Annotated in this window: 14 protein-coding genes; 6 read left to right on the forward strand and 8 right to left on the reverse strand. The window is 71.5% G+C overall.

The genetic code is table 11. The annotated features are described in order from the left end of the window. Positions 1-4: 4 nt before the first annotated feature. From ACTWQA_RS53970 to ACTWQA_RS53985, 4 genes are all read right to left on the reverse strand, one after another. Entirely contained in the window at positions 5-1,303 is a 1,299-nt protein-coding gene (locus ACTWQA_RS53970) for an MFS transporter (RefSeq protein WP_443166608.1), read from the reverse strand. A 114-nt stretch (positions 1,304-1,417) separates the two neighbouring features. Further along, entirely contained in the window at positions 1,418-2,701 is a 1,284-nt protein-coding gene (locus tag ACTWQA_RS53975) for a trans-sulfuration enzyme family protein (protein WP_443166609.1), read from the reverse strand. A 54-nt stretch (positions 2,702-2,755) separates the two neighbouring features. Then, positions 2,756-3,934: a cysteine desulfurase family protein gene (locus ACTWQA_RS53980; protein WP_443166610.1), complete on the reverse strand. Its 1,179-nt coding sequence runs from the start codon at positions 3,932-3,934 to the stop codon at positions 2,756-2,758. Then, a complete protein-coding gene (locus ACTWQA_RS53985) occupies positions 3,931-4,605 on the reverse strand; it encodes an ArsR/SmtB family transcription factor (RefSeq protein ID WP_443166611.1) in 675 nt (224 codons plus the stop codon). Before ACTWQA_RS53985 ends, ACTWQA_RS53980 begins: the two co-directional genes overlap by 4 nt. A gap of 99 nt (positions 4,606-4,704) precedes the next feature. On the opposite strand from ACTWQA_RS53985, the gene ACTWQA_RS53990 reads away from it, so the two are divergent. Both ACTWQA_RS53990 and ACTWQA_RS53995 read left to right on the forward strand, forming a co-directional pair. After that, complete coding sequence (locus ACTWQA_RS53990; protein WP_443166612.1) at positions 4,705-6,096, forward strand: MBL fold metallo-hydrolase; 1,392 nt, start codon at positions 4,705-4,707, stop codon at positions 6,094-6,096. Further along, positions 6,093-7,343, forward strand: a complete 1,251-nt coding sequence (locus ACTWQA_RS53995; protein ID WP_443166613.1) for an MFS transporter — start codon at positions 6,093-6,095, stop codon at positions 7,341-7,343. Before ACTWQA_RS53990 ends, ACTWQA_RS53995 begins: the two co-directional genes overlap by 4 nt. A gap of 133 nt (positions 7,344-7,476) precedes the next feature. Here the strand turns inward: ACTWQA_RS53995 and ACTWQA_RS54000 are convergent, their stop codons facing one another. The 3 genes from ACTWQA_RS54000 to ACTWQA_RS54010 are packed head-to-tail and all read right to left on the reverse strand — an operon-like array spanning position 7,477 to position 9,711. After that, a complete protein-coding gene (locus ACTWQA_RS54000) occupies positions 7,477-7,809 on the reverse strand; it encodes a thioredoxin family protein (RefSeq protein WP_443166614.1) in 333 nt (110 codons plus the stop codon). A gap of 58 nt (positions 7,810-7,867) precedes the next feature. Continuing rightward, complete coding sequence (locus tag ACTWQA_RS54005) at positions 7,868-8,524, reverse strand: methyltransferase domain-containing protein (protein ID WP_443166615.1); 657 nt, start codon at positions 8,522-8,524, stop codon at positions 7,868-7,870. Between the two features lie 5 nt (positions 8,525-8,529). Continuing rightward, a complete protein-coding gene (locus ACTWQA_RS54010; RefSeq protein WP_443166616.1) occupies positions 8,530-9,711 on the reverse strand; it encodes a cytochrome P450 in 1,182 nt (393 codons plus the stop codon). An 87-nt stretch (positions 9,712-9,798) separates the two neighbouring features. Here ACTWQA_RS54010 and ACTWQA_RS54015 point away from each other — a divergent pair, with 87 nt between their 5' ends. From ACTWQA_RS54015 to ACTWQA_RS54030, 4 genes are all read left to right on the forward strand, one after another. After that, on the forward strand, positions 9,799-10,407 hold the full coding sequence (locus ACTWQA_RS54015; RefSeq protein WP_443166617.1) for a TetR/AcrR family transcriptional regulator: 609 nt from the start codon (positions 9,799-9,801) through the stop codon (positions 10,405-10,407). A 44-nt stretch (positions 10,408-10,451) separates the two neighbouring features. Continuing rightward, positions 10,452-12,188: a hypothetical protein gene (locus ACTWQA_RS54020; protein ID WP_443166618.1), complete on the forward strand. Its 1,737-nt coding sequence runs from the start codon at positions 10,452-10,454 to the stop codon at positions 12,186-12,188. A gap of 268 nt (positions 12,189-12,456) precedes the next feature. Further along, a complete protein-coding gene (locus tag ACTWQA_RS54025) occupies positions 12,457-12,846 on the forward strand; it encodes a zinc finger domain-containing protein (RefSeq protein ID WP_443166619.1) in 390 nt (129 codons plus the stop codon). A 23-nt stretch (positions 12,847-12,869) separates the two neighbouring features. Then, positions 12,870-13,379, forward strand: coding sequence for a recombinase family protein (locus ACTWQA_RS54030; RefSeq protein WP_443166621.1), 510 nt, complete (start codon positions 12,870-12,872; stop codon positions 13,377-13,379). 24 nt (positions 13,380-13,403) lie between these two features. Here ACTWQA_RS54030 and mihF read toward each other — a convergent pair whose 3' ends face one another. After that, positions 13,404-13,715 (reverse strand): integration host factor, actinobacterial type, encoded by a 312-nt coding sequence (mihF, locus tag ACTWQA_RS54035; RefSeq protein ID WP_443166620.1) that lies wholly within the window; start codon positions 13,713-13,715, stop codon positions 13,404-13,406. Between the last annotated feature and the right edge of the window lie 260 nt (positions 13,716-13,975).

Below are 13,975 nucleotides of genomic sequence, written 5' to 3' on the forward strand. Positions count from 1 at the left end.
CGGTTCATCGGCTGCGGGCGGTGGCGGCAATGGCGGGCAGGATGGCCAGCGCGAGGAGGCCGCCGGCCACGGCGAGCAGGGGGTAGCCGGTGGCGGCGACGATGAGGCCGGAGGCAAGGCCGCCGGTGGCGCCGGCGATGGAGATGGCCACGTCGACCATGCCTTGGGTCTTGGCGCGGGTGGCCAGGGGCACGGCGTCGGTGATGATGGCGGTTCCGGAGGTGAGGCCGAAGTTCCAGCCGAGCCCGAGCAGGGCCAGGGCGAGGGCCAGCAGGGCGACGGAGTCGCCGGGCGCGGTGGCGGCGACGATCCCTGCGGCCAGCAGGGTGAGGCCGGAGGCGGAGGCGATCGTGAGGCGGCCGTAGCGGTCGACCAGCCATCCGCTCAGTGGTGACGGCAGATACATGGCGGCCACGTGGATGGCGATGACCAGGCCGGAGGCGGCAGTGCCGTGGCCGTGGTCGTGCATGTGCACGGGGGTCATCGTCATGATCGCGACCATGACAAGCTGGGTAAGGATCATGACCAGGGTGCCCAGCAGCACCCCGGGGCTCCGCCGTCGCGCGGCCGCGCGGTGCAGCTGATCGGGCCCGCCAGGCGTGCCGGTCGTGTCAGGTGTGCCGGTCGTGCCGGGCTCGGCTTGCTGCTGGGTGGTGTGCAGGGTGCGGGCGAGCAGGAGCGGGTCTGGGCGTAGCCAGAGGGCCAGCACCAGGGCGGCCAGCGCGTAGGCGGCGCCGGCCAGTAGGAAGGGACCGGCCAGCGGCGGGATGCCGAGGACGTGGGCGAGGTTGCCGGTGGGGGCGGCGAGGTTGGGACCGGCGACGCCGCCGAGGGTGGTGGCGACCAGGACGGTGGAGACGGCGCGGCCTCGATGGGCCGGGGTGGCGAGGTCGGCTCCGGCGTAGCGGGCTTGGAGGTTGGTGGCGCTGCCGGCGCCGTAGACGAACAGGGCAAGGAACAGCAGGACGGCGTTGCCGGTGACGGCGGCGGCGATGATGCCGGCGCTGCCGATGGCTCCGGTGAGGTAGCCGGCGGCCAGGCCGGCGCGGCGGCCGCGGTGGTGGGAGATGCGGCTGACCGCGACGGCGGCCAGGGCGGAGCCGGCGGTGAACATGGCGCTGGGCACGCCGGCCAGGCCGGTGGAGCCGAGCAGGTCCTGAGCGAGCAGGGCGCCGACGGTGATGCCGGCCGCCAGCCCGGCGCCGCTGAGGATCTGGGAGATGACCAGGACGGTCAGGATGCGGCGCTGCGCCTGCGGGTGCGGGGATGTCGTGGTGGGCGGGGCAGGGGTGGTGCTGGTCACAGGGTGGTTCTTTCGCTGAGAAGGCCGTCGCCCGGGCGCCGGGCCTGCTCCGCAGAGCTGGCCAGGCCGGGCCGCCAGGCGGCGGTGGTTCGCGGGTGCGGTGCTGTGCAGAGGTTAGGAGGCGTCGAGAGCCTGGGCGAGGTCGGCGATGAGGTCGTCGGCGTCTTCCAGGCCGACCGACAGGCGGATCATGCTGTCGGCGATGCCACGCTTAGCGCGCTCGGCGGGGTCGAGGCCGTGGTGGGTGGTGGTGATGGGCTGGGTGATGAGGCTTTCCACGCCGCCGAGGCTGGGGGCGATGGCGAACAGGCGCAGCCGGTCCACCACGGCGGCGGTTTGTTCGGCGGTGGCGTCCAGGACGGCGCTGAGCATGCCGCCGGTGCCGCGCATCTGCACCTCCACGATCTTCTTGGCTTCGCCGGTGGCCAGGCCGGGGTAGTGCACGCGGCGCACGCGCGGGTGGGCGGCCAGGAAGGCGGCGACGGCGGTCGCGGTCTCGTTCTGGGCGCGTACCCGGACCGGCAGGGAGCGGATGGAGCGGGCCAGCAGGTCGGCGGCTTGCGGGGCGATGACTTGGCCGAGGTTCTTGCGCCACATCGCGATGGGGGCCAGGAGGTCGGCGGGTCCGATGAGGGCGCCGGCGGTCAGGTCCGAGTGGCCGCCCAGGTATTTGGTGGCCGAGTGGATGACCAAGTCTGCGCCGTGGTGGAGGGGGTTCTGGTTGACCGGGGTGGCGAAGGTGTTGTCGACGACCGTCAGCGCGCCGGCGGCGCGGGCCTGGGCGGACAGGGCGGCGATGTCGAAGACGTCCAGGGTGGGGTTGGACGGGGTTTCGAAGAACACGATGCGGGTGCGGTCGGTCAGCACCTGCCCGAGCCGGTTGGCTTCGTCGGCGCGCAGGAAGGTGGCGGTGATGCCGAGTTGCGGCAGGTTGGCGCCGAGGAGTTCGAAGGTGCCGCCGTAGACGTCGCCCAGGCACACGATGTGCTCGCCGGTGCGGGTGTGGGCCAGGAAGGTGGCGGCTTCGGCGGCCATGCCGGAGGAGAACGCCAGTGCCTGCTGGCCGCCTTCCAGGTCGGCGAGCTTGTCCTCCAGGGAGCGGATGGTGGGGTTGAGGCCGTAGCGGGTGTAGAGGGTGCCGCTGGTGCGGCCTTCGACGACGTCGAGCAGGTCGGCGGTGGAGTCGAAGGCGAAGGTGGAGTGCGCGTACAGCGGGGTATGGATGGCGCCTTCGCCGTCGCGGCGTTCGCCGGCGTGCACGCTGCGCGTGGCCAGGCCTTGCCCGTGGGTGCCGCGGGCGATGGCGCCCGGTGCGGCGGCATCGGCCGCGGTGGTCCCGGACGCGGGGCTCTCGAGGGTGGTGTCGGAGGTGTTCTCGGCTGGGGTGTGGTCGGTCATGCCTCTCCTGCGGGGTCGGGTTCACACGGGACGGGCAGGTCTGCTCAGCCAGGGTCAGGCGGCGGCCTTGATCAGGGCGGTCGCGGCCGTGTCGATGTCGGCGACGGTGGTCCAGCGGCCGAGGGACAGCCGCACCGCGGCCAGGGCGCGCTCGGCGTCCAGGCCCATGGCGGTCAGCACCGGGGAGGGGGTGTGGGTGCCGCTGTGGCAGGCTGAGCCGGTGGAGGCCGCGAGCTGCGGTGCGGCGGTGAGGAGGTCGTGGCCGCGGACGCCGTCGATGCTGACGTTCAGCGTGTTGGGCAGCCGCTGCCGGTCGGGGCCGTTGAGGTGCACCCGCCCGGGCAGGTGCTCGGACAGGCGCCGGTGCAGGTCGTCGCGCAGGGCGGCCAGGCGGGCGGGTTCGCCGTCGGCCAGGTCGTGGGCGGCCAGGTCGGCGGCGGTGCCGAGCGCGGCGGCCAGGACGGCGTTCTCGGTGCCGGCGCGCAGGCCGCGTTCCTGGCCGCCACCATAGACGACCGGCTCCAGGACGACGCCGTCGCGGACGTAGAGGGCGGCGATGCCCTTGGGCGCGTACATCTTGTGCCCGACCACGGTCAACAGGTCCACATCGAGCGCCTCGACGTCCACCGCGATCTTGCCGGCGGTCTGGGCGGCGTCGCAGTGCAGCAGTGCTCCGTGCTCGTGCGTCAGGGCGGCCAGCTCGGGGAGCGGCTGCAGGGCGCCGGTCTCGTTGTTGGCGGCCATCACCGACACCAGCACCGTCTCCTCGTCCAGCGTGGCGGCCAGCGCGGCCGGGTCCACCAGGCCGTCGCGGCCGACCGGCAGCACCGTCACCCGGGCGCCGTACAGGCGCTGCAGCACCTGACAGGTTTCCAGGATGGCCGGGTGCTCGGTGGCCTGAGTGATCACGTGCGGGCGGGGGCGGCCGGCGGCCAGGACCGCGCCGCGCAGGGCCAGCAGGTCGGTCTCCGAACCGGAGGCGGTGAAGACGATCTCGCCCGGACGGGCGCCGATCAGAGCGGCGACCTGCTCGCGCGCGTGCCCCAGTGCCGCACGGGGCCGCTCGCCATAGGGGTGACTGCTGGACGGGTTGCCGAACAGGGCGCCCAGGTGCGCCGCCATCTGTTCGGTTACGCGCGGGTCGACGGGGGTGGTGGCGTTGTAGTCGAGGTAGACCGGCCCGTCGGCCAGCCCCGGATGCGGCAGGGCGTGCGGCGCCGGGTGGGTGGTCATGCCGGTGCTCCGGCATCGACGGGCAGCTCCGACAGTCGCCATTCGAGCATGCCGTCGGCCAGGCGGATCGCCCGGCGGCCGCGGTCGGTCAGCAGCCGGACCGCGTCGTAGGCCAGCACGCAGTACTCGCCGCGGCAGTAGACGACGATCTCGCAGCCTTCGGGCAGCTCGCTGATCCGCTCGGCCAGCTCGGCGACCGGGATGGAGACGGCGCCGGGGATGTGGCCGGCCAGGTATTCCTCCACCGGCCGCACGTCCAGCACCACCACCTCGCCCGCCTGGGCGCGCTCGCGCAGTTCCTCCCGGGTGACCTCGTCCGCGCCGTCCTCGCCGAGGTAGGCCTGGCGTGCCACCGGGACGGCGGCCTGGTGGGTCTCGGCGACCTTGCGCAGCAGTGCGAACAGTTGGGCGACGTCGTCGCCGGCGAGCCGGTAGTGGATGCGCACGCCGTCGCGGCGGGTGGTGACGAAGCCGGCCTGTTTGAGGGTCTGCAGGTGGGCCGAGGCGGTGGTGAGGTTCAGCCCGGCGGCGTTGGCCAGGGCTTCGACGGTGCGCTCGCCCTGGGCGAGCAGGTCGAGCAGCTCCAGGCGCTTTCCGCTGGCCAGCGCCTTGCCGCTGGCGGCGAACGCTTCGTACAGCCGGGCCTTGGCCTGGGCGGGGGTTGCGTCCATCTTCCATTCCTCCATTAATCTATGGAATATCGTACATCAGGGTGAGGGTCGTGCGCGACTCACCCCGGCCCGGAGCGGGCCGCAGCTTGGAGGAACATCGTGGGATTCACCAGCGACCACCTGATACCGCTGGTCGACGAAGGTCTGGGCAACAGCGCCTACCTGCTGGACCTGGGCGACGGCCGCGCCCTGGCCGTGGATGCGAGCCGTGACCTGCGCGCCCTGCACGCCGCTGCCCGGCGGCGCGGACTGCGGGTGGCGTACGCGGCCGACACACACCTGCACGCCGACTTCCTGTCCGGCGCCGTGCAGCTCGCCCGCGACACGCAGGCGACCGTGCTGGCCGCCGCCGCCGGCAAGCGTGCCTTCCCGCACCGGGGCCTGGCCGACGGCGAGGAGGTCGACCTGGGCGGGCTGCGGCTGCGCGCGCTGGCCACCCCCGGGCACACCGACGAGCACCTGTCGTTCCTGCTGCTGGACGACGGCCGGGAGCTGGGGGTGTTTACCGGCGGGTCGCTGATCGTGGATTCGGCCGCCCGCACCGACTTGCTCGGCGCCGAACGTACCGAGGAGCTGGCTCGCGCCCAGTACCGCTCGCTACGTCGGCTGGCCGCGCTGCCGGACGCGACTCCGGTGTGGCCCACCCATGGCGCGGGCTCGTTCTGCTCGGCCCCGCCCGGCGCCGAGCGCACCTCCACGATCGGCGCGCAGAAGCAGACCAATCCGCTGCTGGCCGCACCGGATGAGGACACCTTCGTGGAGCGGCTGGTGGTGAGCCTGGGCTCCTACCCCGCCTACTTCGCGCGCCTGACCGAGGCGAACCGGCGCGGCCCCGCCGTCCTGGCCGGCACACCGCCACTGCCGGCACTCGATGCCGGGCAGGTCAAGGCGCTGCTCGCCGTCGGCGGCCAGGTGGTAGACGTACGGCCTGCCGCCGAGTTCGCGGCCGGGCACATCCCCGGCGCGCTGTCCATCCCGCTGCGGGATCAGTTCGCCACCTGGCTGGGCTGGTTGCTGCCCGACACCACGCCTCTGGTCTTCGTCGCCGGCGACGGGCAGGACCTGGCGGAGGTCGTGTGGCAGGCGTACAACATCGGTTATGAGCGGCTGCCTGGGCACCTGGCCGGCGGCATGCCCGCCTGGCTGGAAGCCGGCCACCCACAGACGACCACCGCGTTCGTTACCGCCGACCAGACGCCGGACGGCCCCTATCTCGACGTGCGGCAGGAAGCCGAGTACGCCGCCGGGCACGTGCCGGGCGCCTTGCACCTCGAACTCGGCGACCTCGCCAGCCATGCAGGCGACGCCCCGGCCGGTGTGGTGGTGGCCTGCGGGCACGGCGAACGTGCCATGACGGCCGCCAGTGTGCTGGAACGCGCCGGGCACGCCGGCGTGACCGTCCTTGACGGCGGCCCGGCCGAGTACGCCGCCGCCCACGGCCTGCGACTCGACACCGCCGACGCCGACATCGCCGACGGCGGTGCCCGGTGAGCACCGGCACCATCCCCCCGGTACGGCTCGGGCTGCGAGAGAACTGGCTGCAGTTCACCCTGCTCGTCGTCGTGAACATCTGCGTGGGCGGTCTGGTCGGGCTGGAGCGCACCACCGTGCCGCTGATCGGCACCGACATCTTCGGGCTGACCAGCGACCTGGCGGTGTTCTCCTTCATCATCGCCTTCGGGGTGACCAAGGCTCTGACCAACCTCGCCGCCGGTGCGCTGACCGCGCGCTTCACCCGCAAGCAGCTTCTGCTGACCGGTTGGCTGATCGGCGCGCCGGTGCCGTTCATGCTGGCGTGGGGGCCGTCGTGGTGGTGGATCGTGGCGGCGAACGTGCTGCTTGGCCTGAACCAGGGTCTGGCCTGGTCGATGACCGTCAACATGAAGATCGACCTGGTCGGCCCGGCCCGCCGCGGCCTGGCCACCGGACTCAACGAAGCCGCCGGCTACACCGCGGTCGGCGTCACCGCGCTGCTGACCGGCTACCTGGCCACCGCCTACGGGCTCCGCCCGGCGCCGGAGCTGATCGGTGTCGTCTTCGTCGCCACCGGCCTAATTTTGGCGCTGACCGTGCGCGACACCGCCGCGCACGTCGCCCTGGAGCTCGCCCAGCACCCCAAGCCGCTGCCCGACGGCGAGAACACCGGGCTCGCGGCCACGTTCGCGCGCACCTCCTGGCGGGAGCGGTCGCTGCGCGGCGCCAGCCAGGCCGGCCTGGTCAACAACCTCAACGACGGACTGACCTGGGGCGTCTTCCCGCTGCTGTTCACCGACCACGGCCTCGGCCTGGCCGCCGTCGGATTGATCAAGGGCCTGTATCCGATCCTGTGGGGCCTCGGGCAGATCCCCACCGGCCATCTGGCCGACCGCATCGGCCGCAAACCCCTCATCGTCTACGGCATGCTGGTGCAGGCCGGCGGATTCGTCCTGGCCCTGGTGCTGCTGGAGCGGCCGCTGCTGGCCGGGATCCTGTCCGCCGTGGCGCTCGGCCTGGGCACGGCCATGGTCTACCCGGCGTTGATCGCCTCGGTCTCCGACCACGCCCATCCGGCCTGGCGCGCCAACGCGCTGGGCACCTATCGGTTCTGGCGCGACATCGGTTATGCCGCCGGCGCCCTCGTCGCGGGCATCCTGGCCGACGCCCTCGGCCTGGAGGCCACCGTCATCGCCGCCGCGGTACTGACCGCCGCCTCCGGACTGCTCGCCGCCCGCTGGATCACCGAGCACCGTGGTCACTGAGTCCGGCGGCTGCTCCCGAAAACGACCTGCGCTGGTCAGCCGGGGTGCGACGGGCCCGCTTGGTCTTTCGGTGCAGGCTTTGGCGCGCCAGTGAGCGTCGCCCCCGGCAGCTGAGCTGCCGGGCGTGGCGGGTTCAGATGCCGAACTCCTCAAGTTCCGCGAGCAACTGGGCCTTGGTGAGCGCCCCGGTCAGCCGCTTCCTCTCCACCCCGCCGACGAAGACGATCAGCGTCGGCAATGCCATGACCTCGAACCGGCCCGCCAGCTCCGGCGCATGGTCCAACTGCACCATGCCCACCCGCAGCCGGCCCGCCTGCTCCGCCGCGACCTCCTCCAGCACCGGGGTGAGCGCCTTGCACGGCCCGCACCCGCTCGCCCAGAAGTCCACCAGGAACGGCTGCGTCCCCGCGCCCGTCAGCTCGCCGTCGAAGCCGGCCACGGTCAATGCGAGGGGCGTGGTGTCCATAGCGTTCCTCTCTGCTGTCCGTATCGATGCCGCCTTTGGCCGCCCCTCGCCATGCCGCTCACTCATCGCCATCACGCAGGGCTGTGCCGATGATGTGGAAGGAGACCGGGGTGCGCGCGGGCGGGAAGAGGAATCGGTCCAGCTGGTCGATGCGGAACCCAGCCCGCCGGAGTTCGGCCTCGGCGTCGCGGCCGAGGTGGCAGCCGCCGACCAGATGCGGCCAGATGGTGGCATCCAGTACGTCCTGAAGGCGGGCCAGGCCGGTCGTGTCGGCTCGCACGTGCTCCAGGAATCGGAGCTGCCCGCCCGGCTTGAGCACGCGTCGCGCTTCGGCCAGCGCCGCTCCGACGTCGGGTAGCGAACACAGCACCATGCACATCACCACCGCGTCCGCGCTGTGATCGGCCGCGGGCAGGTGCTCGGCGACGCCGGGCACCACTTCCACCGGGACCGCCGTCTCGGCGGCGGCGGCCTGCGCGCGCAGGCGCGGTTCCGGTTCCACCGCGATCACCCGCGTCACCTCGGGCGGGTAGTGCGCGAAGTTGACGCCGTGCCCGGCGCCGACCTCGACCACCGCGCCGGACAGGCCGGCCAGCAGCTCGCTGCGGCGTTCGGTCATGCCGCCTCGGTCCATGCCGGCGGCCATCTTGGGATACAGCCGGCCGAACAGCGGCCGCCGTCTGTTCACCTGTCTGTTCGTCTTGGCCGCGCTCATGCCGGTCACCAGGTCACCGGCAGCGCGGTCAGCCCGCCGGTCAGCGTGCGCCTGTCGAAGGTCAGCTCCTCTACCGCGCAGCCCAGCTCCAAGGTGGGGAGGCGGGCGGCGAGCTGGGAGAAGACGACCTGCAGCTCGATGCGGGCGAGCGGGGCGCCGACGCAGTAGCGGGCGCCGTGCCCGAAGGTCAGATGCGGGACGGCGGGCCGGTCGACGTCGAACCGGTCAGGATCGGCGAATACGTGTGCGTCGTGGTTGGCGGCGCCGGTGTCGAGCAGCACGAGGTCCCCTGTCCGCACGTGCACGTCGGCGATGTCCAGGTCTTCGCGGGCGTAGCGGGGGATGCCGCCGCCGCCCAGGCTCGGGGCGCGCAGGATCTCCTCCACGGCGGCGTCGATCCGGGAGGGGTCGTCGACCAGGGCCTGCCACTGGCCGGGCGTGGCCAGCAGCCACAGCACACCCTTGCCGATCGCGGTGACCGTGGTCTCGTGCCCGGCGAACAGCAGGAACATCCCCATCGCGGCAGCCTCGTCATCGCTGACCCCGTCGGTGGCGGCCAGCCGGGAGATCACATCGCCGTCCGCGTCACCCGCGGCCCGCTTTCGGGCCACCAGCTGCTGCCCGTAGGTGAACAGCGAGCCCAGCCCCTGAGCCGAGCGGGCGCGGTCGGTGACGTCGGCGGTCTGTTGTGTCCAGGCGCGGAACTGCTCGCGGTCGGTGTACGGGACGCCGAGCAGCTCGCAGATGACCGCGATCGGCAGCGGCAGCGCCAGCGCGGCGTGCAGGTCGGCGGGCGGCCCGGCCTTCTCCAGCTCGTCGAGCAACTGGGTGGTGAACTGCTCGACGCGGCCGCGCAGCGCCCGCATCCGCTTGGGCGAGAAGTGCGGCTGCAGCAGCGAGCGCATCCGCCGGTGGTCGGCCTGCTCGGTGTCGAAGCCGCCCAGCGGGCCGCCGAACAGCTCCGACTCTCCCGTACGCGAGGCGCGTTCCGGCTCAGGGTGAGCGCGGCCCAGCCGAGCATCGTCCAGCAGAGCGCGCACCTCCTCATACCCCGTCACCTGCCAGCCGGGATCGCCGACAGCGGTGCGGATGGCGTGGATCGGGCCCGCGGCCTGCAAGCGGCGCAGCAGCGGCGGCGGCTCCAGCGGGCCAGGCTGCTCGAACGGCAGCTGTACAAGATCGGACACAGCCCCTCCTTAAGTAGATTCCTATTTGTAGACCCTTACGTATAAGAAGCTACATGTAGACTTTGCCTTCTACAAGTGGAGGTTGGGATGAGCACTGAAGCGGGCCAGAGCCAGCACGAGGCCGCGCCGGCTCAGCCGGTGCGCAGGCTGCGCCGCGCCGAGCGGCGTGAGCAGATCCTGGACGCGGCCACCCGCACCTTCGCCCGCGCCGGCTATATCGCCACCGGCCTGGACGACATCGCCGCCGAGGCCGAGCTCACCCGGGCGATGCTGTACCGCCACTTCGACTCCAAGGCCGACCTCTACCGGGCCGTACTGGACCGCGCGTGCGCACGGCTGGCCGAGGCCACCGGCGCCGACGACTTCGACGAAAGTGCCATCCCCGCCCTGCTGCGCGCCGCCGCCGCCGATCCCGACGGGTTCAAGCTGCTGTTCCGCTACGCCGCCCGCGAGCCCGACTTCCGCGAGCTGATCGACTCCATCACCGCAGCCTCCCGCGAGGTCGGCCGAAGCAACCTGGCGCGCGTCATCCCGGAGGGCCCGTGGCTGGACTGGGCCGCCAACCTGATCCCCGCCTTCACCCTGGAGGCCGTCATCGCCTGGCTGGACGCCGGCCGGCCCGATCCCGACCAGGCGGCCGAGCGCATCACGGCTGCCGTGCACGGCGTCATGGCCGCCGCCCACCCCACCGCGTGAGGATGCGAGGCGAAATGTCGCCGCCTTCTGCTTCGCTATGACGCATGACGACGGTGAACTGGGAGCGCGAACCCGGGGAGAAAGTCGAAGAGTTCGTCGCGGCACTGCTGCTGCTCAAGCACCCGCACGGCAACCGGCCCACCCCATCACGTGGCGACCGAGGCGTCGACATACGGGTCTGGAATCCCGACGGCTACGACATCTACCAGGTCAAGCGCTACAGCCGCGCACTGACGGCCAAGCAGGCGACCAGCGTAGAGAACTCCTGGGACACCTTCGTCGCCGAGACGCTGCCCACTCTGCCGGTGCGCTCGTGGACCCTCGTGACCCCGTGGGAACCGAGCAACGAGCGGCTGGACTGGCTGCAGCAGCTCACCGCCGGCCACGGCATCCACACGCACTGGATGGGCGGCAGCAAGCTGGACGGCATGGCCGCCGAGAATCCCGCCCTGGTGGAGTACTTTTTCGGCGACGGCGGGCAGCGCCTGCACCGGCTGATGGCCGACGCGCTACAGGGCGGCCGCGACGTGCCCCAAGGAGCACCCGGCCAAGATCTGCTTCAGGCGGTCATCGCCCGCCAGCGCAGCCTGGCCGCCGCGCTGAACGAGGTAGACCCCTTCTACCGCTACGAGGTGCAGATCCGCTCTGGCCGCGTGCATGAGCAGGCATGCGACGGCGACCTGCACAGCCCCGTGCCGGTGGCCTGGGTGCACTACCGGCAACTGGACGCTGACTCCTACCTGCTGATGCGGCTACTACCCCGCTGCGCCGAGTCGCTGCGGCTGCGGCCGATCACCACCTCGGTGCAACTGGAGGTCCCGGTCGGTTCGCCCGAGCAGCAGGCGGTCGAGGACTGGCTGCGCTACGGCGCTCCCTTCCACGACGTACCCGGCATCGTCACCAGCGTGACCGGGCCGCCAGGCCTGCTGAGGTCCACCGGGCCCGGCCGGTTCAGCTTCATGATCCCCACCGGGGCCGGCAACGACCGCCCCGACCTGGAGATCCGGATGCTGGCCGCAGACGGCACGGTGGCGCACACACTGGACCTGGTCGACGTGCAGATCTCGCGCGGCGTGGACGGGCCCGGCGTGTGGTTGTCGGGCACCGACCGTTCCGGGGTCCTCAAGTTCCAGGTCTGGCTGAACGGACCTGACCGCAACCGGGTCAACATGACCTTGTCCTCCGTCGTCGGCAAGACGTCCGCCGACGTACTGCCGGCGATGCAGATGGTTGCCGACCTCCCCGCCACCACCGGACTGGTCGTCGCGGTTCGCGGCGGTCGCCCCCTCACCTCGCTCTGGCGGCCGGAGGAATCCGAAGTGCGCGCCTCACCCCTGCCGGGCATGGCCCGCTGGACGGTCACCTTCCTGCAGGCGCTACTCACCGTGCAGGCCCACACCTTCCACCGCGTCACCATCCCCGACCTGGACGAGGTCACCCCAGAGCAGATCGGCGAACTCATCCAGCTTGCGCGGCTCCTGCGCGGAGAGGAAGTCCGCACCACCTGGTCGCAGATCACCATGACCCGTGGCGCCTCCGGCGACCCGCCGCCCACCGACCCGGAGTTCGGCGTCCTGCTCACCAGTCAGGTTCAGGTGAACCTGGCCGGACGACAGATCGTCCTGGACGACTTTCAACGCCGCGTCCTCTACCATCACGCGCGCCCGGCCGACCCCCACGCGCTCGCCTCAGCCCAGCCGGGAGACTCCATCCACCTGGTGCCCGGATCATCCGCCGAAGCGACCATCGCCGTGGTGCCCGTCGGCGACCATCCCGGATGATCGCCGCCTGGGATAGGGGTGTTCAGCTTCCGGTCGGGATCTCCCGGTCGTCGGCCAAGATCCGGTAGAAGTCGGCGAGTCCCGCACCCTGCGTATGAGCCAAGGGCGTTTGTGTTCTCAGAAACGAGCGATTGCCAGAGAAGATCACCAGACGGCTTCGCAGGGCCGATTGCGATCGCCAGAGAGGCTGATTTCTTCTCAGAACTCGTTCTCATGCAAGTCGGCGGATACCCGGATTCTGGGAAATGTTTGTGAGAGCATCTGGGGCATGGCCGAGGCCCCGGAACCCCACGAACACGCCGAATCAGCTCATCTGCCCGCTATGGCCGAGGAAGGCACCCGTGACGCCGATGAGGTCGAGCGTCACCCGTGCCCGCGATGCGCCGTCGCGCCCGGTTCGCCGTGCCGGTCGCGTTCGGGCGCGGTGGCCGGCACCTACCACACCGGCCGCTTCACCAAGATCCCCCGGCTGGCCAAGCTGCTACGGGTGATCACCCTGGCCGACCGCGGGCCCGGCCAACCGTGGCGGCCCGGCACACCACCGCCCGCGCCGCTGCGTGACGATGGGCCCTCCGCCGACATCCGGATCGGCTATGCCCGCTGCTCCGCCCTCACCCAGGAACTGCAGTCACAACTGGACGCGCTGGCGACCACCTGACCGCGCACGGCCTGGTGCTGGAGATGCTCGCCGGGCCGCTGGCCGGCATCTACGATCCGGCCGGGCCGGGCCGGATGCTGTTCGCGTTCTTCGCCGCGATGGCCGAGACCGAACGCGAAGCCATCCGCGAGGCCACCCTGGAAGGACTCGACGCGGCAGCCCGCAAGGGCAACCACGGCGGCCGGCCCCCGGTCATCACCGACGACATGCTGCACACCGTGCTGCGCCGCAAGACGGCAGGGGAACGCGTCGAAGACATCCGCAAGAACCTGATCATCCCGACAGGGAAACGCAAGGGCGAGAACCCGTCCCTGGCCAGCATCTACCGGGCCCTGGCCGAGCACGAGAAGACGCAGGCCTACCCCGAAGCCGTCGAGGCGGCTCACGCCGACTTCGCCCTCCTGCACGGCGAGGACATCTCCCGGCCTCGCCCGGCCCGTATCCGACGCCCGGGCCAGGCGCTGACGGCGGAGCAGGCCGAACTTCGCGATCGCCTGCAGAGCAGGCCTCACCCGGACGCGGAGCTGCGGTAGCGCGCACGATCAGTCCGGGCGCTGTCAGCTGCTCAAAGCCCGCACAAGTCGCTCGCGCTGCTGCTCGTTCAGCGTGCCAACACGCTGTTTCTCCGCCACCCCGCAGATGGCCATCAACGCCGCGACCCGGGCCGGCCCATATCCGGGAACGGCCCGCAGGACCGCAACCACCCGTGTCCTGCCGACCAGATTCTGCCCGCCGCGCTCGAACACCTCCGCCACGCTCACCACGCCGCAGGCCACCTCCGCCAGCAGCGCACGGCGGGCCGTACGCGCCTCGGCCGCCTTCGCCAACGCCTTCGCACGCCGCTCCGCCGTCATAGCCGGCAGGGCCATCAGGCACCTCTCCTGTAGAGATATCGGCTGGTCAATGACCCCCGCCAGAGATCACGACGGGGGCGTCGCCGATCATCATCCCGCACAGCGTCAACAGATGTGACACCAAGCCCGGTTCGCCGAGCTTGTCACTTCAAGTGTGTAAATTCTTACTCTGAGTAATGGAGAGTGCTCTTTACCTGATTTACTTGATCCTTCCCGGGTAGGCGATCTCGAGTTCGTTGAGCGCTTCGCGCCAGCCGAAGGTGCGCTGCCCTTCG

The organism is Nonomuraea sp. 10N515B (assembly GCF_052245915.1).
GTDB lineage: Bacteria > Actinomycetota > Actinomycetes > Streptosporangiales > Streptosporangiaceae > Nonomuraea.